Below are 25637 nucleotides of genomic sequence, written 5' to 3' on the forward strand. Positions count from 1 at the left end.
GTGCGCGTGGCGCGAAAGCGGCGCACGCGACGTTCGTCCACGGTCGTAATCGCGCGCCGGTTAAAATACGCCCTATGTCCGCCGTGATTTTCCGTGCCATGTCTGCGCGCGCCCGGCGCACCAGTTGGATTTCGTTCGCGAAGGCATTGGCTGACATGTCCCGACCCACCGAGACGGACCTCGAGCCCGCAGCTCAGACGCCCCCGCCGCCCGAAGGCGGCGATGGCGGCGGCGCGCCGGCCGCCCTCGGGCTCGCGACCAATGAGCCGCCGGCCCAGAGCTTCCCGCGGCTGAGGGCCTTCGCCGCGCGGGCGCCCTGGCGCACCATAGGCGCGCTGGCCTCGCTCGGCCTGTTCGTGGTCGTGCTGGTGGTGCTCCACAAGCTGGTGGAGGAGGTGAAGCTCGACGACGTCAAGCTCGCCATCGCCTCCACGCCCTGGAGCACGCTCGGGATCGCGCTCGCCGCCACCGCCGCGAGCTATGTGGCGCTGACCGGCTACGACTGGTTCGGCATCCGCCACATCAAGCGCAGGGACGTGGGCTATCCCATCGCCGCGCTCGCCTCCTTCACCGGCTACGCGCTGAGCTACACCATCGGGTTCCAGCTTCTTGTCGCGGGCGCGGTGCGCTACCGCATCTACGCCGGCGCCGGCCTCGGCGCGGCGGAAGTGGCGGCGATCACCGCGATCTCGGCGCTCACGCTGTGGCTCGGCATCTTCTTCACGCTGGCGCTCGGGCTCGTGACCGAGGCGCCGGACGTGTCCCGGCTCGACGGCCTGCCGGTCTCGGTCAACATGGCGCTCGGCCTCGCGATCCTCGCGGCGCTCGCGGCCTATCTCCTGTGGATTTCGCGCAAGGAGCGCGCCGTCACGGTGGAGGGCTACCGGCTGGCGCTGCCGGGGGTGAAGTCCACCGGCGCGCAGATCGTCATCGGCCTCGTGGACCTGCTCGGCGCCTCCTTCGCGCTGTGGGTGCTGCTGCCCCCGAGCGCCATCATCGCCTTCCCCACCTTCGCCGCCCTGTTCGTGGTGGCGATGACGCTCGGCATGCTGAGCCACGCGCCCGGGGGCGCCGGCGTGATCGAGGCCACCGTGCTGCTGGCGCTGCCGAACCTGCCCACCGACGCGGTGCTGGCGAGCCTGCTGCTGTGGCGGGTGATCTATTATCTGATCCCCTTCACGCTGGCGCTCGGCCTGCTCGGCGCCTCCGAGCTCGCGCGCCGGAAGGGCTACTTCCACCGCGCCGGCGTGATGCTGGCGGCGGTGATGCGCCCGGTGGCCCCGATCGTGCTCGGCTCGGCGGTGTTCCTCGGCGGCATCGTGCTGCTGGTGTCCGGCGCGCTGCCGGCGGAGACCGACCGGCTGCACATCCTGCGCTCCTTCGTGCCGCTGCCTTTCGTGGAGGCGTCCCACCTGCTGGCGAGCGTGGTCGGCGTGGTGCTGCTGGTGGTGGCGCGCGGCCTGTTTCGCCGGCTCGACAGCGCCTACCGGCTGGCGCAGCTTCTGCTCGCGGCCGGCCTCGCCTTCTCGCTGATCAAGGGCGGCGACGTGGAGGAGGCGGTGGTGCTGGGCGTCGTGCTGGCGCTGCTCACCGTCAACCGCCGCGCCTTCTACCGCCGCGCCTCGGTGTGGGACCAGGATCTGGCGCCGGCCTGGCTCGCGGCGGTTGCGATCGTGCTGGGCGGCTCGATCTGGCTCGGCTTCTTCGCCTACCGCAACGTGGGCTACTCCAACGACCTGTGGTGGGACTTCGCCTATCGCGGCGACGCGCCCCGCTTCCTGCGGGCGAGCCTCGCCGCGGGCGTGGCGGCGCTCGCCATCGGCCTGCACGCGCTGCTGCAGCGGCCGTCTCGGCCGAAGGCGCAGGTGCCGGAAACCTCGGACCGCTTCGCCGCCATCGTCGCCGCCTCGCCCCGCGCCGACGCCAATCTGGCCTTCCTCGGCGACAAGCGCTTCCTGTTCTGCGACGCCGGCGACGCCTTCATCATGTACCAGGTGCAGGGCCGGAGCTGGGTCGCCATGGGCGATCCCGTCGGCCGCGCCGACCGCACCTCGGAGCTGCTGTGGGCGTTCCGGGAGATGGCCGACCAGCACGGCGGCTGGCCGGTGTTCTATCAGGCGAGCGCGGCCAAGCTCCCCACCTATCTCGACCTCGGCCTGTCGCTGCTGAAGCTCGGCGAGGAGGCGCGCGTGGACCTCGCCCGCTTCACGCTGGAGGGCAAGGCCGGCTACGAATGGCGCTATGTGGACCGCAAGGCGACCAAGGAGGGCATCGAGGTCGAGATCGTGCCCCGCGATCAGGCGGCGGCGCTGCTGCCGGAGCTGAAGCGGGTGTCCGACGCCTGGCTCGCCTCCAAGAAGGCGGGCGAGAAGGGGTTCTCGCTCGGCTTCTGGTCCGAACCCTATCTGCGCCATTTCGACATGGCCGTGGTGCGCCACGGCGGCCGCGTCGTGGCCTTCGCCAACATGTGGTACGGCGCGAACAAGGACGAGGCCACCGTCGACCTGATGCGCTACGCCCCCGAAGCGCCCAAGGGCGTGATGGACGCTCTGTTCGTGCGCCTGATGATCCGCGCCAAGGCGGACGGCTACCGCTGGTTCAACCTCGGCATGGCGCCGCTGTCGGGTCTGGTGGACCATCCGCTCGGCCCCACCTGGAACCGGGTCGGCGCCTTCCTGTTCCGCTACGGCGACAACTTCTACAATTTCGAGGGCCTGCGCACCTACAAGGAGAAGTTCGATCCCGTCTGGGAGCCGCGCTATCTCGCCTGCCCCGGCGGCTGGGTGCTGCCGCAGATCCTGCTGGACGTGACCGCGCTGATCGGCGGCGCGCCCAAGCGGGTCGAGGCGGCGCGCCAGTCCAGGCCCGCGACGGAGACCGCCGCATGAGCCTTCGCGCCGCCGTTCTCGCGCTCGCGCTTCTGGGCGCCGCAGCCCCCGCCTCCGCCGACGACCTGCGTCGCGTGGTCTCCCGCAACGAGACGCTGGATCAGGTTCCCGTGGCGGCGCCGGCCGGCGAGCCCAAGGCCATCGTGGCGCTGATCTCCGACCTCGACGGCTGGACGCCGGCCCGAGCGGCCGAGGCGGACGCGCTCGCGGCCCAGGGCGCCATGGTGCTGGGCGTGGACCTGCCGCGCTATCTGCAGGGCCTCGCCAGGGAGACCGAGGAGTGCCTGTTCCTGCCCGGCGACATCGAGGACTGGTCGCGCCTCGCCGGCAAGGAGCTGGGGCTGAAGACCTACCGCTTCCCGGTGCTGCTCGGCGTCGGCAAGGGCGCGGACTTCGCCTATGCGGCGCTGGCTCAGGCGCCGGCCAACATGTTTTCCGGCGCGGTGTCCGTAGGCTTCACGGGGCGCGTGCCCCTGCCGAAGCCGCTCTGCGACGGTCCGGCGACCGAGACCCGCGACGGCGCCGACCTGGTGCTCGGGGCCGACACGCCCGGCGGCCTCAAGGGCGAGTGGCGCGTGCTCACCAAAGGCCCGGCGCCCCAGGCGGTGAAGGATTTCGTGGAGCCCCTGCCGAGCGGCGACGTGGTGGAGCAGCCGGCGGACGCCGACATGGCGGCCGCGGCGCGGGACGCCGCCATGGACGTGGGCGGCGGCGACCCGGACGCCGTGGACGCCCTGCCGCTGGTGCTCTACCCGCCCACCGGCCCCAACCCCAGGGGACTCGCGGTGGTCTACGCCGGCGACGGCGGCTGGCGCGATCTGGACAAGACGCTGGCCGAGGACCTGCAGCAGCGCGGCTTCGGCGTCGTGGGCGTCGACACCCTGCGCTACTTCTGGAACGAGAAGTCGCCGCGGGAGATGGGCGAGGACCTCGAGGCCGTCATCGGCCGCTACGCGCCCCAGTGGAAGGCGAAGAACGTCCTGCTCGCCGGCTACTCGTTCGGGGCCGACGTGCTGCCCTTCGCCTGGGGGCGGCTGTCCAAGCAGGTGCGCGACGACGTGCGGCTGATCGCGCTGCTCGGCCTGTCCAAGACCGCGGATTTCGAGCTCAGCGTCTCCGGCTGGCTTGGGGTCGGCTCGGGCGAGCATGACGTGCTGAAGCCCGCCGCCGGCCTGCCCATGGAGCGGGTGCTCTGCGTCTACGGCAAGGAGGAGCTGGAGGAGAAGGACAACGACGTGGCCTGCGCCACCGATGTCTTCCCGCCTTCCGCCCGGCTGGAGGAGCCCGGCGGCCATCACTTCGACGAGAACTATGCGGCGCTGGCGGCGAAACTCGACGCGGCTTTCGCCGAGAGGCTGAAGAACCGGCCCAACTGATCTTGCGGCGCGGCGCCTTTTTCTGCTGCGCCGCAATGACGGCGCCCTCTATCGCGACCGAAGAACTACGGTACACTACGTATCGTATGGGCGGCGCGACCACGGACACCGCGACAGAACGGCGGCGCCGCCTCGACATCCAAGCGAGGAGACGCGCCATGCCCTATTCGGACAGCATCGACGACGTAAGCCCTCCCTCCCTCGGCCAGCGGGTGAACCGCTTCCTCGGCGCCGCGCCGCGCGATCCGCTCGCCCGCGCCGACCGGGACATGGCCGAGGTGATCGAAGAACTCCGACGCCTCGCCCCCGAGCCGGTCGAAGACCTCACCCCGGCGGAGGCCCGCCGCCAGCCGACGCTCGCCGACGCGCTCCGATCGCTCGCGGCGAGGCTCGGCGTCCCGGCCGTGGCGGACGGCGTCGCCGCCCATGACGTGACCTATCCCGCCGCCTCCGGGCGCCGGCCCGCGCGGCTCTACCGCCCGCGGGACGCCGGCGGCGCGCTGCCGGTGACGCTGTACTTCCACGGCGGCGGCTTCGTGCTGTCGGGCCTCGACGACGGCGACGCCGGCGCCCGCGCCATGGCGGCCAAGACCGGCGGCCTGGTGGTTTCGGTGGATTACGCCCGCGCGCCGGCGCGCCCCTTCCCCGCCGCCCATGACGACGCGGCGGCGGCCTACCGCTGGCTGCTGGACGAGGCGGACCGGCTCGGCGGCGATCCGGACCGGATCGCGGTGATGGGTGAGGGCGCGGGAGCCAATCTGGCGCTCCACGTCTGCGTCGCCGCCCGCGACCTCGGCCTGCCGCCGCCGCTGCGCCAGGCGCTGGTGACGCCGCTCGCAGGCGCGGACATGGAGACCGCGTCCTACGTCATCAACGCCGAGGCCCGTCCGCTGGACCGGGCCGCCATGGGCTGGATGCTCGCCCATGCCCTGCCGGACGACGCGGCCCGGCGCGACCCCCGCATCGACCTGATCGGCGCGGCGGATCTGGCCGGTCTGCCGCCCGCCACCGTCGTCACCGCGGAGATCGACCCGCTGCGCTCGGAAGGCCTGGCGCTGGCGGAGAAGCTGCGCCAAAGCGGCGTCGCGGTGAACGCCATGGACTTCGAGGGCGTCACCCACGGCTTCTTCGGCCTCGGCGAACGGGTGCGCAACGCGCGCATCGCCGAGGACGCCGTGGCGCGGGACCTCATGTGCGCCTTCGTTCCCGACGAGCATTTCGCCCGCATCGGCCACGCGCTCTGACGGGCGAAGGTCCGCCTTCATGAAACGGCGGCCCGGCGTGGCCGCCGTTTGTTTTGGCGCCCCGGCTCGTCTATGACAGTGCGCCCAAGCCCTCGATCCTTGCCAAGACGAGCCCGATGAACGACGCCGCCACCGATCCGCTGACCGAGATCCGCCACGAGATCGACCGGATCGACGAGGCGATGCACCGTCTGCTGATGGAGCGCGGCGCGGTGATCGACCGGCTGGTCGCCATCAAGCGCACCTCGGAGACCGGCTCCGCCTTCCGGCCCGCGCGCGAGGCCGACATGATGCGCCGGCTCGCCGCCCGCCACGAGGGCCGGCTGCCGCTCGCCACCGCCGAGCATCTCTGGCGCACCATCATCGCCACCTTCACCCATGTGCAGGCGCCGTTCGCGCTGCATGTGGAGCAGGGCTCCGACGCCCTCGCCATGCATGATCTCGCCCGCTTCCATGTGGGCTTCGACGTGCCGCTCGTGGGCCACACCACGCCCGCGCGCGTGGTGGAGGCGGTGGCGCGCTCCTCCGGCGACCTGGGGCTGGCGCGCATCGACGCGGACGCCGCGAGCGCCTGGTGGGACGGTCTCGGCGCGGACGGTCCGCGCATCATGGCGCGGCTGCCGTTCCTTCCGGCGGAGGGCCACCCCGCGCCGACGCCCGCGCTGGTGATCGCGCGCCCCGCCGGCGGCGCGGCCTCCTGCGAGGCGACGGTGTGGGCCATCGGCGACGAGGACGGCCCGGACGCAGCGCTGCCCGCGGAGGCGGAGACGCTGTCCGCCGTGCGTCGCGGCGGCAAGGCGGTCGCCCGGCTGGTGGCCGCGCCCGGCGTCGAGCCGCCGACGCCCTACGCCCGTCCGGTCGGCGGCTACGCCTGTCCGGCGGGCTGATCCCGCGTCGCTTCGTTTCATGATCTCCGGCGCGCCCGGCCCTTAAGGCCCTGTCCCGCGCGCCCAACGCCCGGAACGTATCCGTCATGACGTCCGCGTCTTCCGCCCTTCGCCCCACGCCCCGCGCCGGCGCGCTCGAGATCGAGGCCTACGTCCCCGGCAAGAGCAAGGCGCCCGCGGGCGTGAAGCTGCACAAGCTGTCGTCCAACGAGACGCCGCTCGGCCCCAGCCCCAGCGCGATCGAGGCCTATCGCGCCGCCGCCGGCCATCTGGAGGTCTACCCGGACGGCTCGGCCACGGTCCTGCGCGAGGCCATCGCCCGCGCCCACGGGCTCGACCCCGCCCGCATCGTCTGCGGCGCGGGCTCGGACGAGCTGCTGTCGCTGCTGGCTTACGCCTATCTGGAGCCGGGCGACGAGGGCCTGTTCTGCGAGCACGGCTTCCTCGTCTACCGCATCGCCATCCTGGCGGCCGGCGGGGTTCCGGTGGCGGCGCCCGAGACGAACCTCACCACCGACGTGGACGCGCTGCTCGCCCGCGTCACGCCGAAGACGCGCATCGTTTATCTCGCCAACCCCAACAACCCCACCGGCACCTATCTGCCGTTCGACGAGGTGAAGCGGCTGCACGCCGGCCTGCCCGGAAACGCGCTGCTGGTGCTGGACGCGGCCTACGCCGAATATGTGCGCGCCAACGACTACGCCGCCGGGATCGAGCTGGTCTCCGGCGCCGGGAACGTGGTGATGACCCGCACCTTCTCGAAGGTCTTCGGGCTCGCGAGCCTGCGCATCGGCTGGCTCTACGGGCCGGAAGCGGTGGTGGACGTGCTGAACCGGGTGCGCGGGCCGTTCAACCTGTCGGGCCCGGCCATCGCCGCCGGCGCCGCGGCGGTGGCCGACCGCGGCCACATCGACAGGGCCGTGGAGCACAACGCCCGCTGGCTGCCGGAGATCGCGTCCGCCGTCCGCGCGCTCGGGCTCGAGGTCACGCCCAGCGTCGCCAACTTCGTGCTGATCCATTTCCCCGCGACGCCCGGACGCACCGCGGCCGAGGCGGACGCCTTCCTCACCGCCCGCGGGATCATCCTGCGCGCCGTCGGCGCCTACGGCCTGCCGAACGCGCTGCGCATGACGGTGGGCTCCGACGAGGCCAACGCGGCGACGCTTGAGGCGCTGAAGGCCTTCATGGAGCGCAGCGATGGCTGACGCGCCGCTCTACGGCCGGGTCGCCATCATCGGCCTCGGGCTGATCGGTTCGTCCATCGCGCGCGCCGCGCGCCGCGCAGGGGGGGCGGGAACGCTGGTCGCCTACGACCAGAGCGCCTTCGTGCGGGCGCGGGTGGCCGAGCTCGGGCTCGCCGACGTGGTGGCGGATTCCGCTGCGGAGGCGGCGGAGGGCGCCGACCTCGTCATCGTCTGCACCCCGGTCGGCGTCTCGGGCGCGGTCGCGGCGGAGATCGGGCCCCGGCTGAAGGTGGGGGCCGTGCTGTCGGACGTGGGTTCGGTGAAGGGCGCGGTGGTGCGGGACATGGCGCCCCACGTTCCGGCGCACGCCGTCTTCATCCCGGCCCATCCCATCGCCGGCACCGAGGATTCCGGCCCGGACGCCGGCTTCGCCGAGCTGTTCCAGGGCCGCTGGACCATCCTCACCCCGCTGTCCCGCGCCGACGACGCCGAGGTGGAGCGGCTGAAGGCGTTCTGGACCGCCATGGGCGCCAATGTGGACGCCATGAGCGTGGAGCACCACGATCTGGTGTTCGCGATCGTGAGCCATGTGCCGCACCTGATCGCCTACAACATCGTCGGCACCGCCGCCGATCTGGAGGAGGTGACCCAGCAGGAGGTCATCAAGTATTCGGCTTCCGGCTTCCGCGACTTCACCCGCATCGCGGCGTCCGACCCGACCATGTGGCGGGACATCTTCCTCAACAACAGGGACGCGGTGCTGGAGATCCTCGGCCGCTTCACCGAGGACCTGCAGGCGCTGCAGCGGGCCATCCGCTGGGGCGAGGGCGACGCGCTGTTCAACCTGTTCACCCGCACCCGCGCCATCCGCCGCTCCATCGTGGAGCAGGGTCAGGACACCGCGGCCCCCGACTTCGGCCGCCGCCCGCCGGCGAAGACCGACGCGCCCCAGTAGGCAGGGGTCAATAATGCGGCGGCGGGCGGTCCACCGGCTGCGCGCCCGAGGCCGCCTCGTCGAGCCGCTCCGACAGCATCGCCACCTCGCGCTGGAGCCGGTCGATCACCTTCCACTGCGCGGTGATGGTCTCGTTCAGCGTCTCCACCGCCTCGTCCTGATAGGCGAGGCGGGTCTCCAGCGTCTCGATCCGGCGGATCAGGTCGCCCTCGGCGTCAGACATCCACATCCTCCCGCGGCCGTTCCTCGAGCCCAGGGCCGAGGGCGAGGCGCTTGTCGAACACGAAGCAGTCGCCGCGCCACAGGCTCTCGTCCGGCGCGACCGTCTCCAGATACTTCAGCACGCCGCCGTCGAGCTGGCGCACGTCAGCGAAGCCTTGAGCGAGCAGATGCGCGCCGGCCTTCTCGCAGCGGATGCCGCCGGTGCAGAACATGGCGACGGTGCGATGCTTCGCCTCCGACAGCCGTTCGGCGACGAAACGGGGGAAGTCGCTGAAGCGCGCGGTCTCCGGGTCGATGGCGCCGGGAAAGCTTCCCATGGCGACCTCGAACCGGTTGCGCACGTCCACCAGCACCACGTCGTCGCGGGCGATCAGCGCGTTCCAGTCCTCGGGCGACACCCGCGCGCCCGTGGCCCGCGCCGGCGCGGCTTCGGGGTCGCCCAGCGTCACGATCTCGCGCTTCAGCTTCACCTTCAGGCGGCCGAACGGCCGTTCCGCGGCGGTGGAGCGCTTGACCTCCGCGCCTGCGAAGCGGTCCCCGAGCAGGTCGTCGCCGGCCAGTTCGGCGAGCAGCGCGTCGATGGCGTCGTCCGGGCCGGCCAGCGTGCCGTTGACGCCCTCGGGCGCCACCAGCAGCGTGCCGCAGAGGCCGAGCCGTTCGCATAAGGCGAGCAGCCTCGGCCGCAGCGCCTCGGCGTCGGGCAGGTCCGCGAACTTGTACAGGGCGACCACGGCGTGACTCATGCGCGGGAGTTAAACCCTCGGGCGGGGGGCGCCAAGCGCGGCGAAGCGCCGGACGCCCGCCCGGCCTGTGGTTTCGAGCGATTCAAAGCCGCTGGGTTCCGAGGGGGTTGGCGCGGGCCTCGCGCCGCCGCGGCGCGCCCCGGGCTTGTGAGGGGGGCTGGTCCGGTTCATGGTGCGGGTCGCGCGTCGGCGGCCTCGAGGGCTGCGTCGCGCCGATTCTCGGAGGTTAAGGCTCGTGAAGGCACTGGATCGTCGCTGCGCCGCAGTTCTGGTCGCGGCGGCCGCGCTCTGGGCGCCGCAGGCGTCGGCGCGGCCGGACATGGAGCTCGACGCGGTCGCGGCGCGCACCTCGCTCGCCGGCAACTATCTTGCGGGCCGTGTGGCGGGGGCGCAGCGCGACGCCGAGGCCGCCGCCACCTTCTTCCGCGCCGCGCTGCGCGCCGACCCGCGCAATCCCGAGCTGCTGGAGCGGGCCTTCCTTCTGTCGGTGGCCGAGGGCGACCAGCGCGAGGCGATGCGCCTCGCCGAGCGGGTGGTCGCGGCGGACAGCTCCAACCGCATGGCCCAGCTGGCGCTCGCCACCAAGGCGCTGAAGGCAGGCTCCTACGCCCGGGCGCGCGGGCATCTGGCGCGCAGCGCCCGCGGTCCGCTGGCCGATCTGACCATTTCGCTGCTCACCGCCTGGTCCTGGCTCGGGGCCGACCAGCCGGCGCGGGCGCTGGAGACCATAGACCGGCTGCAGGGCGCGGATTTCTTCGGCACGTTCCGCGACTATCACGGCGCGCTGATCGCCGACCTCGCCGGCCGTCGCGCCGAGGCCTCGAAGCGCTATCAGGCGGCGATCGCCAGCGACGGCGCCGCCTTGCGCGTGTCGCAGGCGGCCGCCAGCTACTTCACCCGCATCGGCGACCGCGACAACGCGCTGAAGGCGCTGGCGGATCTGGAGAAGTCGGCTCCGCGCCACCCGCTGGCCCGCGCCGCGCGCGAGGCGATCGAGGGCGGCCGCGAGCCGGAGCGCCCGATCGCAAGCGTGGCGTACGGCGTGGCGGAGACGCTGTACGGCATCGGCGGCGCGCTGGGGCGGCAGGGCGGCGAGGATCTGTCGATCGTCTATCTGCAGCTCGCGCTGTTCGTGGCGCCCGATCACCCTATGGCGCTGGTGACGCTGGCCGATCTCTACGACCAGCTCAACCAGCACGCCCAGGCGGTGACGGTCTATGAGCGGGTGCCGGCCGCCTCGCCGCTGAAGCGGAACGCCGAGATCCAGCGGGCGATCGACCTCGACCGCCTCGACCGCACCGACGAGGCCAAGGCCGAACTCACCAAGCTGATCGAGGCCTCGCCCGACGATCAGGAGGCGATCGTGGCGCTCGGCAACATCGAGCGCGGACGCGAGCAGTTCGTGGAGGCCGCCGAGACCTACACCCGCGCCATCGCGCTGATCGGCAAGCGTCAGCCGGAGCCGGCGCCGGCGCCGGCCGCCGTGGTTCCGGCCGCCGCGGCGCCGAAGTCCGCGCCTTACGTGGTCCAGAAGGGCGACACCTTCTGGACGCTCGCCCGCGACCGGCTGGGCGACGGCGACCGCTGGGCCGAACTGGCGGCGCTGAACCGCACCCCGGAGGCCGAGCAGGCCAATGGCCGCAAGCTCGCGCGGAACAACGCGCTCTCTCTCGGCCAGACCATCCAGCTTCCGGTCGCGGCGCCGGCTCCCGCCGAGCCGAAGGCGGCCGAACCCGCGCCCGCAGAACCGAAGCCCGCCGAGGCGGCGGCGGAGCCCGCGAAGCCGACCCGCGCCGACTGGTCGCTGTTCTACGTGCGGGGCATCGCCTACGAGCGTTCGAAGCAGTGGCCGAAATCCGAGGCGGACCTGAAGCAGGCGCTGGCGCTCTATCCCGACCAGCCGCTGGTGCTGAACTATCTCGGCTACTCCTGGATCGATCAGGGGATCAATCTGGACGAGGGCATGACGATGATCCGGCGCGCGGTCGAGCTGCGGCCCGACGACGGCTACATCGTGGACAGCCTCGGGTGGGCGCATTTCAAGCTCGGCAAATACGACGACGCCGTGCGCGAGCTGGAGCGCGCCGTGGAGCTGCGCCCGCAGGATCCGGTGATGAACGACCATCTGGGCGACGCCTACTGGAAGGTGGGGCGCAGGCTCGAGGCCGGGTTCCAGTGGAGCCACGCCCGCGACCTGAAGCCGGAGCCGGACGACCTGAAGAAGATCGAGGCCAAGCTGAAGAACGGCCTTCCCGACGCGCCGGCCACCAACGCGGCCGACGGCGAGGCGGAGAAGAAGCCCAACGGCGGCTGATCGCGTGGCGCCGCACCTGCTGCGCGAGCGCGCGCCGGCCAAGGTCAATCTCACGCTGCACGTTCTCGGGCGGCGCGACGACGGCTATCACGAGCTGGACAGTCTGGTGGCCTTCGCCGGCTGCGCCGCGGACCTGCTGACGCTGGAGCCGGGGCCGTCGCCGGCGCTCGCCGTCTCCGGCCCGTTCGCGCAGGCCGCGGGCCCCGAGGACGGCAATCTGGTGCTGAAGGCCGCCCGCGCGCTGGCCGCCCGGGTGGAGGGGCTCAGGACCGGCCGGTTCGCGCTCACCAAGCGCGTGCCGGTGGCGGCGGGCCTCGGCGGCGGCTCGGCGGACGCCGCCGCCGCGCTCCGGCTGCTGGCGCGGGCGAACGGCCTCGCGGCCGACGATCCCCGGCTGATGGAGGCGGCGACGGAGGCGGGCTCCGACGTGCCGGTGTGCCTGGCCTCCCGCGCCGCCCGCATGGCGGGGCGGGGCGAGCGGCTTTCGCCCGTGACGCTGCCGCCGCAGCCTGCGGTGCTGCTCAATCCGATGCGGCCGGTGGCGACCGCCGACGTGTTCCGGGCGCTCGGCCTCGCCGCCGGGGGGCGCATGGCCGCGCCCGCCCCGGCCGCCTTCGCGGACCCGACCGAGGAGATCGCGCGCGGCCGCAACGATCTGGAGGCGGCGGCGGTGCGGATCGCGCCCGAGATCGGCGCCGGGCTGATGCTGGTCGCGTCCCAGACCGGATGCCGGGGCGTGCGCATGTCGGGCTCCGGCGCCACCGTCTTCGGCCTGTTCGAGACCCCGCAGGCCGCGCGCCGCGCCGCGCGCGCCCTGTCCGCGGCGGCCCCCGGCTGGTGGGTGCGCTCAACCCTGCTGCGCTGAGGACGCCCATGAACGCCCTGGTCTTCGTCGCCGCGGCCCTGTTCGAGATCGCCGGCTGCTTCGCCTTCTGGGCGGTGTTCCGGCTGCAGGCCTCGCCGCTGTGGCTGGGCGCGGGGCTCGTGTCGCTGGTCGCCTTCGCCTGGCTGCTGACGCTCGCCGAGGTCGACGCCGCCGGCCGCGCTTACGCGGTCTATGGCGGCATCTATGTGGCGGCGTCGATCGGCTGGCTTTGGGCGGTGGAGGGCGTGCGCCCCGACCGCTGGGACCTGACCGGATCGACCATCGTTCTGCTGGGGGCCGCGGTGGTGCTGTTCGGCCCGCGGGGGTGATCCCGCCTCAGTGGGCGCGGGCGGTCACGAAATCGACCACCTCGGTCAGGGCGTGGACCACCGGGCGGTTTGGGAACGGCGCGAGCGCGCCGCGCGCCGCGGCGCCATAGCGGCGGGCCTGCTCCAGCGTGGCCTCGATCGCGCCGTGGCGGCGCAGCAGCCGGATGGCCTGCTCCAGATCGCCGTCGTCGATCCGGCCGTCCTCCAGCGCGCGGCGCCAGAAGGCGCGCTCGTCCTCGGCGCCCTCGCGATAGGCGATCACCACCGGCAGCGTGATCTTGCCCTCGCGGAAGTCGTCGCCGACCTTCTTGCCGAGATCGGCTTCGAGCCCGCCATAGTCCAGCGCGTCGTCCACCAGCTGGAAGGCGACGCCGAGATTCATGCCGTAGTCGCGCGCCGCCGCCTGCTCGGCCGCCGGACGCGCCGCGATCACCGGCCCGACCTCGCAGGCGGCGGCGAACAGGGCGGCGGTCTTGCCGCGCACCACGGCGAGGTAGTCGTCCTCGGAGGTGGCCATGTTCTTGGCGACGGCGAGCTGCATCACCTCGCCCTCGGCGATCACCGCGGCGGCGTCGGCGAGGATGCGCAGCGCCTCCAGCGAGCCGACCTCGACCATCATCTTGAAGGCCTGGCCCAGCAGGAAGTCGCCCACCAGCACGCTGGCGCCGTTGCCCCACAGCATGCGGGCGGCGAGCTTGCCGCGGCGCATCTCCGAGCCGTCGACCACGTCGTCGTGCAGCAGGGTGGCGGTGTGCATGAACTCGACGGAAGCGGCGAGCTTCACGTCGCCCTCGCCGGAATAGCCGCACAGCGCCGCGGTCGCGAGCGTCAGCATGGGCCGCAGCCGCTTGCCGCCGGAGGCGATCAGATGGGTCGCGATCTCCGGAACCATCGCCACGTCGGAGCCGACCCGGGACAGGATGACGGCGTTGACGCGCTCCATGCCCGGCGCGACGAGCTCGATCAACGGATCGATGCCGGAAGCGGAGACCGCCGCCTTGCGCTCGTCCAACGGCGCTGCCACACCCAAACCCTGCCGCTCCTCGACGGTCAAAAACGTGGGCGGACCCTAGCCATCGCGGCACGGAGGGGCAAGCGCGAAAGCGGCGTCGCGGTCATCCGACGCCGAGCGCGGCTTTCGCGGCCATGAGTTGCTGCGAAGCGAAGGCCAGCAGGAACAGGGCGGCGAAGAGGCACACGAGTTCGGTACGCATCGGACAGGCCCGTCAGATCGGTGTGATCGGGAACGGTTCTGTCGTGCCCGCCGGCGTCGGCGAAAGTGGGGCGCCTTCGGGGCGGTTCCGGCCCTATTGGTAAAGCCGCGCACGCCATGCGCCCGGCGTTGCCGGAGGGCCACAGCCGCCCCATGCTCAAACGCCTGAGGCGACGCCGAGACAGGAGCCGAAATGCAGGAACTCGTCCGAAGCAACGACCGCGTGCTGCTGTCCTTCGTCCGCGCCGTGCTCAGCGAGGAGGGCGTCGAGCATCTGGTGCTCGACGGCGCCATGAGCGTGCTGGAGGGCTCGCTCGGCATCCTGGCGGCGCGGGTCATGGTGCAGGACGAGGACGAGGCCCGCGCCCGGCGCGTGCTGGCGGAGCGGGGCGTGGGGCACGAACTGCGCCCCGAGCGGCCGTGACCGGGATCGGCTCCGCGCCGGCCGACGGCCTGACCGAGGACGGCTTTTTCGGCGGCCGTCTTCGCCTGCTGCAGCCGCGCCGGGGCCACCGGGTCGGCACCGACGCGGCCCTGCTCACCGCCGCCGCCCGGGGGCTGCTGAAGGACGGCGACCGGATCGCCGAGTTCGGCGCCGGCGTCGGCGCGGTGGGGCTGTCGCTGGCGCTCAGCGGCGCGGAGAGCGCCACGCTGGTGGAGATCGACCCCGCGACCGCGGAGCTCGCCCGCGACAACGCCCGGCGCAACGGCGTGGCCGCGGCCGTGCTGACCGCGGACGTGGCCGACGTGGGCCGTCCGGGCCTCGGGGAGGAGATGCGGGACGCGTTCGATCTGGTGGTCGCGAACCCGCCCTTCGACGCGGTCGGACGCTTCCGCGCCTCGCCCCAGGCGGACAGGGCGCGGGCGCATGCGGCCGGAGAGGGGCTGGCGGAAATCTGGGTCCGCGCCGCGGCGCGGCTGCTCAGGCCCGGCGGCCATGCGGTGATGATCCACCGGCCGGAGGCGATCGGCGAGCTTGTGGCGGCGTTCGGGGGCCGCTTCGGCGACCTGAGACTGAAGCCGGTGCAGGCCCGCGCCGACGGCCCCGCCATCCGCCTTCTGGTCTCGGCCCGCAAAGGGCGGCGCGGCGCGCTGACGCTGTCGCCGCCCTTCGTCCTGCACGGCCCGGACGGGGCCGTGACCCTGGAGGCGCACGCCGTGCAGCGCGGCCAGGCCACGCTGCCGTTGTGAGGGCCGGCCGGCTTCGGCGGTTAGCGGTAGTAGCGGCGCGGGCCGCAGACCTCCCGGGTGCGGGTGACGTAGCGGTAGCCGTTCCACGAGCGCACGGTGGTCAAGCGGCAGCGCGGCCGCGCGGCGCGGTAGCCGTAGTAGGGCGCCGGCGCGTAGTAGCGGCGGGGGCCGTAATAGCGGCGCGGCCCATAGTGCCGGTAGCCGCGGTGATAGACCGGCTGGTAGTAGCCGCCGCCGTAATAGGCCGGGCCGCCGAAGCCGACGCCGATCACCACGTCGCCGGCGGAGGCGGCGGTGGGCGCCGCCGCGGCGGCGCCCAGGGCGAGAACGGCGGCGAGAACGAACCTGCGAACCATGATGTCCTCCCAAAGGGCGTGACGCCCGTCCGGACTCCGCGTCTCCCGCCCGCGCCGTGCGGGCGTCAGGGACCGGCGTCCTCATGGGATCGAGAGTGGCCGCCACGCGCTGAACGCGGTCTGAGACCCGCATTCATCACGCGTTCATGGCCTTGAGGCCGGGCGGTTGTGCGGGGCGGGCCTGCGTCCTATCTCCGGATCATGTCCACGCCGCTCCACGCCCTCCGCCGCGCGCTTGCGCCCGTCCTTCCCGAGCGCCTGCGCGGCGACCGTCCGGTGGTGCCGGTGGTCCGGCTGCAGGGCGCGATCGGCGTCGGCGGCCCCTTGCGCCCCGCTCTGACGCTCGCCGGCTGCGCGCCGCAGCTTGAGCGCGCCTTCGGAACGCCCGGCGCCCGCGAGGTGGCGATCATCGTCAATTCGCCCGGCGGCTCGCCGGTGCAGGCCCATCTGATCCACCGCCGCATCCGCCAACTGGCGGCGGAGAAGGAGCTTGGCGTCACCGTGTTCGTGGAGGACGCCGCGGCGTCCGGCGGCTACATGATCGCCTGCGCCGGCGACGAGATCGTCGCCGACCCGTCCTCCATCGTCGGCTCCATCGGCGTGGTGTCCGCGGGCTTCGGCTTCGACCGGGCGATCGAGCGGCTCGGCGTCGACCGCCGGCTGCATGCCTCGGGCGCCAACAAGGCGATCCTCGATCCGTTCTCGCCGGAGAAGCCCGAGGACGTGGAGCGGCTGAAGGACATCCAGCGCGAGGTGCACGAGCATTTCATCGCGCTGGTGAAGGAGCGCCGGGGCGCGGCGCTGGACGACGCCGACGGCGAGCTGTTCTCCGGCGCGTTCTGGACCGCCTCCACCGGGCTCGGCCTCGGCCTGGTGGACCGCATCGGCGATCTGCGCGCCACGCTCAAGGAGCGCTGGGGCGAGAAGGTGGACATCCGGCTGATCGCCTCCCGCCAGCCGCTGCTGCGCCGCCTGTCGGGCCGGGGCGACGGCGTGGGCGCGGAGCTGGCCGGCGAGGCGCTGGCGGCGCTCGAATCCCGCGCGCTGTGGTCCCGCCTCGGGCTCTGAGCGGATCGCGGCCGTTTCCGCTTGGCCGCGCGCCCCGCGCGCGCCATGATCCTGCGGCGGCGTTCCTCATCCGCCCCATGGCCCCAAGGAGTCCTGAGCCCCCGATGCCGCCTTTTCTGGTGATCGCCGCGGCCGCCGCCGGCGCGGTCTACGGCGCCAAGGCGCTGCGGCGCGAATGGCGCCGGGTCAACCGCGCGCTCGACGAGAGCGAGCGCCTGCGCGAGGCCGACGAGCGCGACCTGCGCCCGACGCTGCGGCGCGACCCCGCCACCGGCGAATACCGGGTGGGCGCATCGGATCCGCAGTCCCTGGCCGACTCCGCGTCCCGTCCGTCCTGACGGCGGCCCGCGGTCAGGACGCGGCGCTTGCCTCGTCCGGCCGCGTCGCCTAGCGTCCGCCGCGCTTCATCCCCCGCGCCGCCGGACCTCGCCTGAGCCCATGACCGCCGATCCGCTTTCGCCCGCCCGCTCGTTCCAGGGGCTCATCCTCACGCTGCAGCGCTTCTGGGCGGAGCAGGGCTGCGTGGTGCTGCAGCCCTACGACATGGAGGTGGGCGCTGGCACGTTCCACCCGGCGACCACGCTGCGCTCGCTCGGGCCGAAGCCGTGGAAGGCGGCTTACGTGCAGCCCTCCCGCCGGCCGAAGGACGGGCGCTACGGCGAGAACCCCAACCGGTTCCAGCACTACTACCAGTTCCAGGTCATCCTGAAGCCGAGCCCGGACAACCTGCAGGAGCTCTATCTCGACAGCCTCAAGGCCATCGGGCTCGACCCGGCGCTGCACGACGTGCGCTTCGTGGAGGACGACTGGGAGAGCCCGACGCTGGGCGCCTGGGGCCTCGGCTGGGAGTGCTGGTGCGACGGCATGGAGGTGTCGCAGTTCACCTATTTCCAGCAGGTGGCGGGCGTGGACTGCAACCCGGTCTCGGGCGAGCTGACCTACGGCCTCGAGCGCCTCGCCATGTACATCCAGGGCGTGGACCGGGGCTTCGACCTGAACTTCAACGGCCGCGAGGGCGACGAGAAGATCACCTATGGCGACGTGTTCCGGCAGGCGGAGCAGGAGTACTCCCGCTTCAACTTCGAGCACGCCGACGTCGGCCTGCTGAAGCGCCATTTCGAGGACGCCGAGGCCGAGTGCCGCGCGCTGCTGGCGGCCGGCGAGGCGGGCGAGCGCCACCTGATGGCCATGCCGGCCTACGATCAGGCCATCAAGGCCAGCCACGCCTTCAACCTGCTCGACGCCCGCGGCGTGATCTCGGTCACCGAGCGCCAGAGCTACATCCTGCGGGTGCGCGAACTCGCCAAGGCCTGCGGCGCCGCCTGGCTGAAGACCGAGGCCGGCGGGGCGCAGGCGGCGTAAGGTCCGCCGCGAGGCTGCTTCGACGTCATGCCCGAGGCGCGCTCGGGCATGACGGGAGTGTGGCGTGAGCGGCGTAAGGGCCGCTTACAGGAAGTTCACCAGGCTGAGCTGCCGGAGCGTGGCGGTGACCTGGTAGCTCGCCTGCAGCGAGGTCTGCAGCGACAGGATCTTCAGCGTCACCTCTTCCTTCGACACGTCCTCCACGCCGGAGATGGCGCTCTCCGCCAGCGCCTTGGTGGCGTCGTGGCGGTCGTCGGCGGCCTTGATCGAGGTGTTCGCCGTGGCGAGGTCGACGGCGATGGTCTTGATCGCCGAGGTGGTCTCCGCCGCGCCCATGGCGTTGGCCGTGCGGGAGGCGAGCGCCGCGTAGCGCGCCTTGGCGTCGCCGTCCGAGGGCGTGAAGCTCATGGCCGAGAACACCGCCAGATTGCGGATGACCGCCGTGGTTCCGGCCTCGTTGGCGCGCGCGCCGTAGGCGACGGTCACGCCGTCGTCCACCGCCGCGGTCGCGGTCCTGCGCGGATCGTCGCCGGCGTCCTCGCCCTGATACCAGGACACCGTGAGGTCCGCCGTGCCGGCGGCGTCCAGCGACGAGGCGTTCTGCAGCGCCGCCGCGCGCTCGGCGTCCGAGGCGTAGGCGCCGTCGAATCCCGCGACCCGCGCCGGCTCGGCGCCGGCCGCCGTGGAGAAGAAGGCCTCGCCGGCCTCGACCGCGGACGCCGCGGTGAGCGCGGTGGAGCCCAGCGTCTTCAGCGAAGCGTCGAAGGCGGCCTGCATGTTGGCGGCGGTCTCGTCCGGCGTCGCGCCGATGCGGAACTCGCCGGCCTGCAGCGCCTCGTCGGATGCGACGGCGCGGGCGGTCAGGGTCAGGTTTTCCTTCGTGCCGTCCGGCAGGGTCAGGCCGAGGGCGACGGTCTCGCCGTCCTGCGGGGTTCCGGCCGCGCCCAGCGTGACGGTCGCGGGATCGCCGGTCGGGCCCTGCGCCACGCCGCCGGTGAGGGTGGACGACACCGAGGCCAGCTTGAAGCCGAACGGGCCGGACGCCTCCTGCGCCACGGTGAAGGTTCCGCCCGAAACGTCGGAGACGTCGAGCCGGCCGCGGCCGTCGGCGCCGAGGTCGGCGAGCCTGCGCTCGGCGATCACGGTCTTCAGCCCGGCCTTGTCGCCGTCGTCGTTCAGCATGGCGTCCGCGGTCAGCACCGGCTTCACGTCGGTGGAGCGGCCGGAGAACAGGTAGCGTCCGCCCACCTCCACATTGAGCTGGGCGATGGCCTCCTGCAGGTCGGCGGCCGCCTGGGACTGGTCCACCGTCAGCCCGGCCGTGGTCAGGTCGAAGCTGTTGGAGTCGATGGTCTTGTACTGGGCGCCGAGGTTCTCGAGCCCGGTGAGCGTGGTCGCCATCAGGTTCACCCGCACGCCGACGGTGGCGCCGGTGGCCTGATAGCTCTCGGCGCTGGCGAGACGCGCGCGCATGGACAGCGAGACGGCGCCGCCGGCGCCGAGCCCGGCGTAGGTGGTCGCCGTCTTGCCCGTGCTGAGCTGCTGGGTCAGGTCGTCGAGCTGGGTGCGCAGGTCCGCTTGGGTGCGGGCGAGGCTCGGGCGGCCGACGCCGACGGAGGAATAGGGGCCGATGCTGGTCATGGCGCGCGCCGTCCTCAGAGGATGTTCAGCAGCTGCTGAAGCATGTCGTTGACCGTCGTCATCACGCGCGCGTTGGCGCTGTAGGCGGTCTGGTACTGGATGAGCTTGGTCATCTCCTCGTCCACGTCGACGCCCGACGCGGAGGAGAAGCGATCCTCCAGCGAGGACACCACCAGCGCCTGGCCGTCGGCCACGCGGCTGGCGGAGGCGCTGGCGGAGGCCTGCGTGGCGATGATCCCCTGCGCGAACTCCGACAACGTGCCGGTGAAGGGCGAGGAGGAGCCGCGCAGGCCGGCGTCGCCGGAGAAGGTCCGGTCGCCGGACAGGGCGTCGCGCAGGAAGTTGACGCGGGTCTGGTCGCCGGCGGCGGCGTCCGCCGTGGTCTCCACCAGCGCCGACGGATCGGCGATCAGGTCGGGGTTGACCGCGATGCGGCCCGCGAAGCCGGCGCGCTGGGCGCCGCCGTCGAGGCTCTCGGAATAGATGTCGCCGCCGGCGCCGTCCACGAACAGCGGCAGCGCCGCAGTCCCGTCCTTCAGGCCGGCGGCGGTGACGCGGGAGCTTCCGCCCGACACCGTCACGCCGGCCGCGCCGGAGGTGAAGGCGAAGCCGTCGTCGGTCGCGGCCACGTCGATCGCGGCGCCCGCCGCCTGCAGCGCGGCCTCGATGTCGGCCGCGGCGGTGGGCGAGGCGAAGTCGACGCCGATCAGCCCGCCGGAGAGCGGCAGCCGGGACGGGTCGGTGACGTTGACGATGGTCGCCGTGCGCTGGGCGCCGCCGCTGGCGTAGGCGAGCGTCATCCGGTCGCCGGGCTGCGCCCCTTGCGTGGCGAGCGCCACGCCGCCGTCGATGGTTTCGCCGGCGGTGGCGGTGGAGCCGAAGGCGAGCGCGAGCTGGGAGGCGAGCTCGTCGAGCTGGGTCTGCGCCTCGGGCAGCGTCTCGTCGCGCAGCTCCGCATAGGCCTTCATCTCGCCGGAGCGCAGGCCGCCGTTCGCCAGCAGGTCGGAGGAATAGCCCGAGGGCGAGGTGAGGGTGACGGTCCCGAGCGTGGAGCGCGAGGCCTCGGGGGCGTAGGCCGCGCCCGCCGTCATGGGCGCGCCGCCGCCGGTGAAGGCGAGCGTGGAGGCGCCGTTGTCGTAGAGCGTCAGCCCGCCCTGGGTCTTGATGCGGAGGTCGCCGCCGGCGAGGCTCTCCACCTTGATGTCCATCAGCCCCGCGAGGGTGTTGACGGCCATGTCGCGCTGGTCTTCCAGATCCGCGGTGGAGGCGCCCCGGCCCTGCGCCTGCACGATGGCGCGGGTGGTGGCCTCGATCGTGGACAGCGCCTCGTTGGCGGCGTCGACGCCGTCCTTCAGCCCCTGTTCGGCGTAGCCCCGCAGGGCCTGCACGTCCTCGGTGGCGGCGTTGAGCTGCTGCGCCAGAAGCCCGGCCTGCTGCAGCACGCCGGCGCGCGCGCTCGGATCGTCGGGCGAGGCGGCGAGCGCGTCGATCGAGGTGGAGAGGTCGGACACCAGCGCGTCCAGCGCGCCTTCGCCGCCCGGCGTGCCGAACAGGCTCTGGAGCTGGTCGAGGAAGGTCGCCCGGGTGGAGGCGTAGGCCGAGCCCGCGGTCTCGGTCCTGAGCTGCTTCTGCAGCTGCAGGTCGATCTCGCGCTTCACCTCGGTGGTGCGCACGCCGGTGGTCGCGCCGCCCGCCACCGACGCCACGGCGCTGGTGGACTTGCGCACGTAGCCCGGCGTCGAGGCGTTGGCCACGTTGCCGGCGACGACGTCAAGGCCCGCCTGGTTGGCCTTGAGGCCGGACAGCGCCGAGCCGAGGGCGGTGGTGAGGCTCATGTTTCCAATCCTGATGACCGGACGACCACTTGGACTTAAACCCCGTTAAGAAACGGCGCCGCGGATGGTTAAAACACCGGCGGCGCCGCGCTTTCGCGGCGTCAGCGGATCATCGCCAGCGCTTCCTGCAGCATGCTGTCGGAGGTGGTGACCACGCGGGTGTTGGCCGAATAGGCCTGCTGGGTGACGATGAGCTTGGTGAACTCGTCGGCGATGTCCACGTTCGACTGCTCCAGCGCCGAGCCCACGATGGCTGAGCCGTCGCCGATGGTGGGGTCGCCGGATGCGACGGTCGCGGCGAAGGCGCCGCCGTCGAGCTTCTGCAGCTGGTTCTCGGCGGCGAAAGTCGCGACCGGGATGTCGTAGAGCGCGCGGGTGCGGCCGTTGCTGTAGCTCGCGACCACCTGACCGCCGTCCGTGATCTCGACGCCGAGATAGTCGCCGGCCGCAGCGCCGTCCTGCGACACCCGCGAGGTGTCCACGAGGCCGGTGGCGTCCGCGAACTGGGTCAGGCCCGCGGTCCCGGTGGAGAGCGCGACGTCGCCGAGGGAGGTTCCGTCGATGGTGAGGCCGGAGAGGGTGGCGGCGCCGTTCGAGGGCGTGGTCAGCCGGCCATCGGTGAAGGCGAAGGCCTGGGTCCCGGCGCCGGTCGCGTCCGCGTCCACCTGGGTCCAGGCGGTCTCGTCGCCGGTGGCGGCCGTGTTCGACTGGTAGAACAGCGCCCAGGCGTCGCCCGTGCCGGCGGTCGCATCGGCGTTGGTCAGCTTGCCCCAGCGGAACTGCACGTCATAGGACGCGCCCGAGGCGTCGTAGACCGTCACGCTGTCGCCCGCGACGGAGCTGTTCAGGAAGGCGTCGCTCTCGTTCGCGCTGATGGTGGAGCCGAGCGTGGGGTCGAGCAGCCACGAGCTTTCGTCGCCCGCGACGTAGTTGGCGGTCTTGGGCTCGCTCGGCAGGTTGGCGTTGTAGGTGATCGACCCCGTGGCCGCGGCCGGGAACGGCGCGCCGTCGATCTGGATCATCTCGGTGGAGGAGCCGGTGCGGTTTCCGGTGGCGGGGTCGAGCGCGTAGCCCTTGAGATAGTAGCCCGGGCCGTTGACCATGTAGCCGTTCTTGTCGAGATCGAAGTCGCCGCGGCGGGTGTAGAGGTCGCCGCCGCCGAAGGTGGGCGAGCCGTTCACCGAGCCGGTCGCGTCCTGCACGATCAGGTAGCCCGAGCCGTTGATGGCGAGCGAGGTGGACGACGACGAGGCGGTGGGCGAGGCGCCCACGTCGTTGGTCTGGCGCGCATAGGCCATGACCGAACCGGCGGTCTGGGTCTTCACCGGGCGCTCGCCGCCGAGCACCAGGTCCTGGAACGAGGTGTCCGTCCGCTTGTAGGCGGTGGTGCTGGAGTTGGCGATGTTGCCCGAGATGTTCTCGAGCGCGAAGGACTGCGCCTTCAGCCCGCTCACGGCGGTGTTCAAAGCCCCAAAAATGCCCATCGTCGTCTCCCGACCCGCTCCGTCCGCCCCGCCGCCCTCGCGACGCGCTGCGCTCCTGCTCCAGCAAGCCCGGGGCCAAGTTCGATCACGAGCGAAATCAAGGGTTTGGACGTTGCGTCGCCGGCTTTTCCCAGCGCCGGGCCTGCCGGGCGGCACATTCTGCCGGGCGTTGACGGCGGGCCCCGGCGCAGACAACGTGCCGCGCGGCGAAGCGGGACGGTTCGGGAGAGCGCGATGGCGGAGACGGCGACGGACGGGCGGCGCGGGCTCCACCCGCCGATCGAGCCCTACGCTCACGGCCTGCTCGACGTGGGCGATGGCCACAAGATCTACTGGGAGCGCTGCGGGACGCCGGGCGGGCTTCCGGCCGTGTTCCTCCACGGCGGGCCCGGCGGCGGCTGCGGCCCGGCTCATCGCCGGCTGTTCGACCCGTCCGTCTACGACGTGCTGCTGTTCGACCAGCGCGGCTGCGGCCGCTCCACGCCCCATGCGGAGCTGGAGGCCAACACCACCTGGGATCTGGTGGCGGACATCGAGCGGCTCCGGCGGCTCGCGGGCGTGGAGGCATGGCTGGTGTTCGGCGGCTCCTGGGGCTCGACGCTGGCGCTGGCCTACGCCGAGACGCACCCCGAGCGGGTGTCGGCGCTGGTGCTCCGGGGGGTGTTCACGCTGCGCAAGTTCGAACTCGACTGGTACTACCAGTCGGGCGCCTCGCTGCTGTTCCCGGACAAGTGGGAGAAGTTCCTCGCGCCGATCCCCGAGGCGGAGCGCGGCGACCTGATGGCCGCCTATCGCCGCCGCCTCACCGGCCCCGATCCGGCGGAGCGGCTCAAGGCCGCCAGGGCCTGGAGCCTGTGGGAGGGCGAGACCATCACGCTGAGGCCCGACCCCGCCATCGCCGGGCAGCACGGCGGCGACGACTACGCTCTCGCTTTCGCCCGAATCGAGAACCACTACTTCGTCCACGGCGGCTGGCTGGAAGAGGGACAGCTGATCCGCGACGCCGGACGCCTCGCCGCCATTCCCGGCGTGATCGTGCAGGGGCGCTACGACGTGGCGACGCCGGCCGTGACCGCCTGGGACCTGCATCGCGCCTGGCCGCAGGCGGCGTTCCACATGGTGGACGACGCCGGCCACGCCTTTTCGGAGCCGGGAATCCTGGACCGGCTGGTGCGCGCCACGGACGGCTTCGCCCGCACGCTCCAGACCCGCTGACGGCCACGTGAATTGAAGCGTCGCGCTTCGCGCCTACCTCAAGGCCCAACCCCGAACCGCCCCCGGAGGCCGCCGATGCGCCGCATTCTCTTTCCCGTGCTCGCCGCTGTCCTGCTCGCCGGCGCCGCGGCGTCGCCGCTGCTGGCGCAGTCCAAGGCGCCGGCGGCCGTGACGGTGAAATCCGAAAAACAGGCCTTCACCGTGGAGACGGTGGCGGAAGGGCTGGAGCGCCCCTGGGGCCTCGCCTTCCTGCCGGACGGCCGCATGCTGGTGACGGAGAAGGCCGGCAAGCTCCGCCTCGTCTCGCCGGACGGCAAGGTGGCGCCCCCGGTCGGCGGTCTGCCGAAGGTGGACGCGCGCGGTCAGGGCGGCCTGCTGGACGTGGCGGTCGCGCCGGATTTCGCCAAGTCGCGGCTCGTCTACTTCACCTTCTCGGAAGCGGGCGAGAACGGCGTCAACGGCACGGCGCTCGGCCGCGGGCGCCTCGCGGACAACGCCGCCCGGCTGGAGGACGTGAGCGTGATCTGGCGCCAGGCGCCGAAATACGCCTCCACGCTGCATTTCGGCTCGCGCATCGTGTTCGGCCCCGAGAACACGCTGTTCGTGGGCGTGGGCGAACGCTCCAACCCCGAGTTCCGCGTCAAGGCGCAGGCGCTGGACGAGACGCTGGGCAAGGTGGTGCGGCTCGACATGGACGGAAAGCCGGCTAAGGGAAACCCGTTCGAGGGCCGCGACGACGCCCGGCCGGAGATCTGGTCCTACGGCCACCGCAACATTCAGGGCGCGGCGCTCAACCCCGCGGACGGGACGCTGTGGGTGGTGGAGCACGGCCCCCGCGGCGGCGACGAGCTGAACCGCGTGGGGCCGGGCAAGAACTACGGCTGGCCCGTCGTCACCTATGGCGTGGAGTATTCCGGCGGTCCGGTGGGCGAGGGCCAGCAGTCCAAGCCGGGCATGGAGCAGCCGGTCCACCACTGGGTCCCGTCGATCGGAACCTCGGGCCTCGCGTTCTACGCCGGCGACGCGCTGCCGGGCTGGAAGGGCAGCGCGTTCGTGGGCGGGCTCGCCATCCCCTCGCTGACGCGGCTGGAGCTGGCCGACGGCAAGGTGGCGAAGGAGGAGCGGCTGCTGGAAGACCTCGGCGAGCGCATCCGCGACGTGCGGCAGGGGCCGGACGGCCTGATCTACCTGCTCACCGACAACCCGGAAGGCCGCGTGCTGCGGCTGAAGCCGGCGGCGAACGGCCGGTCCTGACGGTCGAAAAG

At 72.7% G+C, this 25637-nt stretch carries 23 protein-coding genes; 16 read left to right on the plus strand and 7 right to left on the minus strand.

Annotation, left to right across the window (positions count from 1 at the left end):
• Nucleotides 1-155 precede the first annotated feature (155 nt).
• From mprF to PKE85_RS09415, 6 genes are all read left to right on the plus strand, one after another.
• Nucleotides 156-2888, plus strand: coding sequence for a bifunctional lysylphosphatidylglycerol flippase/synthetase MprF (gene mprF / locus PKE85_RS09390; RefSeq protein WP_271204474.1), 2733 nt, complete (start codon nt 156-158; stop codon nt 2886-2888).
• Nucleotides 2885-4264: an AcvB/VirJ family lysyl-phosphatidylglycerol hydrolase gene (locus PKE85_RS09395; RefSeq protein WP_271204475.1), complete on the plus strand. Its 1380-nt coding sequence runs from the start codon at nt 2885-2887 to the stop codon at nt 4262-4264. Before mprF ends, PKE85_RS09395 begins: the two co-directional genes overlap by 4 nt.
• A 158-nt stretch (nt 4265-4422) precedes the next feature.
• Nucleotides 4423-5508 carry an alpha/beta hydrolase gene (locus PKE85_RS09400; RefSeq protein ID WP_271204476.1) on the plus strand — a complete coding sequence of 362 codons (1086 nt, stop codon included), beginning with the start codon at nt 4423-4425 and terminating at the stop codon, nt 5506-5508.
• Nucleotides 5509-5624: 116 nt separating this feature from the next.
• On the plus strand, nt 5625-6395 hold the full coding sequence (locus tag PKE85_RS09405) for a chorismate mutase (protein ID WP_271204477.1): 771 nt from the start codon (nt 5625-5627) through the stop codon (nt 6393-6395).
• A gap of 86 nt (nt 6396-6481) precedes the next feature.
• Nucleotides 6482-7600 carry a pyridoxal phosphate-dependent aminotransferase gene (locus PKE85_RS09410; protein WP_271204478.1) on the plus strand — a complete coding sequence of 373 codons (1119 nt, stop codon included), beginning with the start codon at nt 6482-6484 and terminating at the stop codon, nt 7598-7600.
• A complete protein-coding gene (locus tag PKE85_RS09415; RefSeq protein WP_271204479.1) occupies nt 7593-8534 on the plus strand; it encodes a prephenate/arogenate dehydrogenase family protein in 942 nt (313 codons plus the stop codon). Before PKE85_RS09410 ends, PKE85_RS09415 begins: the two co-directional genes overlap by 8 nt.
• 7 nt (nt 8535-8541) lie before the next feature.
• Here PKE85_RS09415 and PKE85_RS09420 read toward each other — a convergent pair whose 3' ends face one another.
• Nucleotides 8542-8757, minus strand: a complete 216-nt coding sequence (locus PKE85_RS09420; protein WP_271204480.1) for a SlyX family protein — start codon at nt 8755-8757, stop codon at nt 8542-8544.
• Nucleotides 8750-9499, minus strand: a complete 750-nt coding sequence (gene trhO, locus PKE85_RS09425; RefSeq protein WP_271204481.1) for an oxygen-dependent tRNA uridine(34) hydroxylase TrhO — start codon at nt 9497-9499, stop codon at nt 8750-8752. The genes PKE85_RS09420 and trhO overlap by 8 nt, the downstream gene beginning before the upstream one ends.
• Nucleotides 9500-9734: 235 nt before the next feature.
• On the opposite strand from trhO, the gene PKE85_RS09430 reads away from it, so the two are divergent.
• Genes PKE85_RS09430 through PKE85_RS09440 form a run of 3 tightly spaced genes read left to right on the plus strand, consistent with a single transcriptional unit; the run spans nt 9735 to nt 13007 of the window.
• Nucleotides 9735-11813, plus strand: coding sequence for a tetratricopeptide repeat protein (locus tag PKE85_RS09430; protein ID WP_271204482.1), 2079 nt, complete (start codon nt 9735-9737; stop codon nt 11811-11813).
• Between the two features lie 4 nt (nt 11814-11817).
• Entirely contained in the window at nt 11818-12678 is an 861-nt protein-coding gene (locus tag PKE85_RS09435; RefSeq protein ID WP_271204483.1) for a 4-(cytidine 5'-diphospho)-2-C-methyl-D-erythritol kinase, read from the plus strand.
• 8 nt (nt 12679-12686) lie between these two features.
• Nucleotides 12687-13007, plus strand: coding sequence for a YnfA family protein (locus PKE85_RS09440; protein WP_271204484.1), 321 nt, complete (start codon nt 12687-12689; stop codon nt 13005-13007).
• A gap of 7 nt (nt 13008-13014) precedes the next feature.
• Here PKE85_RS09440 and PKE85_RS09445 read toward each other — a convergent pair whose 3' ends face one another.
• Nucleotides 13015-14037, minus strand: coding sequence for a polyprenyl synthetase family protein (locus PKE85_RS09445; RefSeq protein ID WP_271204485.1), 1023 nt, complete (start codon nt 14035-14037; stop codon nt 13015-13017).
• A 376-nt stretch (nt 14038-14413) separates the two neighbouring features.
• On the opposite strand from PKE85_RS09445, the gene PKE85_RS09450 reads away from it, so the two are divergent.
• Both PKE85_RS09450 and PKE85_RS09455 read left to right on the plus strand, forming a co-directional pair.
• Entirely contained in the window at nt 14414-14644 is a 231-nt protein-coding gene (locus PKE85_RS09450) for a putative signal transducing protein (RefSeq protein ID WP_271204486.1), read from the plus strand.
• On the plus strand, nt 14641-15411 hold the full coding sequence (locus tag PKE85_RS09455) for a tRNA1(Val) (adenine(37)-N6)-methyltransferase (RefSeq protein WP_271204487.1): 771 nt from the start codon (nt 14641-14643) through the stop codon (nt 15409-15411). Before PKE85_RS09450 ends, PKE85_RS09455 begins: the two co-directional genes overlap by 4 nt.
• 20 nt (nt 15412-15431) lie before the next feature.
• Here the strand turns inward: PKE85_RS09455 and PKE85_RS09460 are convergent, their stop codons facing one another.
• Entirely contained in the window at nt 15432-15767 is a 336-nt protein-coding gene (locus PKE85_RS09460; protein WP_271204488.1) for a hypothetical protein, read from the minus strand.
• A 201-nt stretch (nt 15768-15968) separates the two neighbouring features.
• Here PKE85_RS09460 and PKE85_RS09465 point away from each other — a divergent pair, with 201 nt between their 5' ends.
• From PKE85_RS09465 to PKE85_RS09475, 3 genes are all read left to right on the plus strand, one after another.
• On the plus strand, nt 15969-16835 hold the full coding sequence (locus tag PKE85_RS09465) for a S49 family peptidase (RefSeq protein ID WP_271204489.1): 867 nt from the start codon (nt 15969-15971) through the stop codon (nt 16833-16835).
• A 104-nt stretch (nt 16836-16939) separates the two neighbouring features.
• On the plus strand, nt 16940-17173 hold the full coding sequence (locus tag PKE85_RS09470; protein WP_271204490.1) for a hypothetical protein: 234 nt from the start codon (nt 16940-16942) through the stop codon (nt 17171-17173).
• Between the two features lie 100 nt (nt 17174-17273).
• Nucleotides 17274-18197, plus strand: a complete 924-nt coding sequence (locus tag PKE85_RS09475; protein WP_271204491.1) for a glycine--tRNA ligase subunit alpha — start codon at nt 17274-17276, stop codon at nt 18195-18197.
• A gap of 84 nt (nt 18198-18281) precedes the next feature.
• Here PKE85_RS09475 and PKE85_RS09480 read toward each other — a convergent pair whose 3' ends face one another.
• From PKE85_RS09480 to PKE85_RS09490, 3 genes are all read right to left on the minus strand, one after another.
• Nucleotides 18282-19838 (minus strand): hypothetical protein, encoded by a 1557-nt coding sequence (locus PKE85_RS09480; protein WP_271204492.1) that lies wholly within the window; start codon nt 19836-19838, stop codon nt 18282-18284.
• Between the two features lie 14 nt (nt 19839-19852).
• Nucleotides 19853-21673: a flagellar hook-associated protein FlgK gene (flgK, locus tag PKE85_RS09485; RefSeq protein ID WP_271204493.1), complete on the minus strand. Its 1821-nt coding sequence runs from the start codon at nt 21671-21673 to the stop codon at nt 19853-19855.
• Between the two features lie 101 nt (nt 21674-21774).
• On the minus strand, nt 21775-23157 hold the full coding sequence (locus PKE85_RS09490) for a flagellar hook protein FlgE (protein WP_271204494.1): 1383 nt from the start codon (nt 23155-23157) through the stop codon (nt 21775-21777).
• A gap of 234 nt (nt 23158-23391) precedes the next feature.
• Here PKE85_RS09490 and pip point away from each other — a divergent pair, with 234 nt between their 5' ends.
• Together pip and PKE85_RS09500 are read left to right on the plus strand one after the other, a co-directional pair.
• Entirely contained in the window at nt 23392-24372 is a 981-nt protein-coding gene (gene pip, locus PKE85_RS09495; protein WP_271204495.1) for a prolyl aminopeptidase, read from the plus strand.
• Between the two features lie 75 nt (nt 24373-24447).
• Nucleotides 24448-25626, plus strand: a complete 1179-nt coding sequence (locus tag PKE85_RS09500) for a PQQ-dependent sugar dehydrogenase (RefSeq protein ID WP_271204496.1) — start codon at nt 24448-24450, stop codon at nt 25624-25626.
• Nucleotides 25627-25637: the final 11 nt, after the last annotated feature.

It is taken from the genome of Methylopila jiangsuensis, from assembly GCF_027922305.1.
In the GTDB taxonomy this organism is placed as follows: Bacteria; Pseudomonadota; Alphaproteobacteria; order Rhizobiales; family Methylopilaceae; genus Methylopila; species Methylopila jiangsuensis.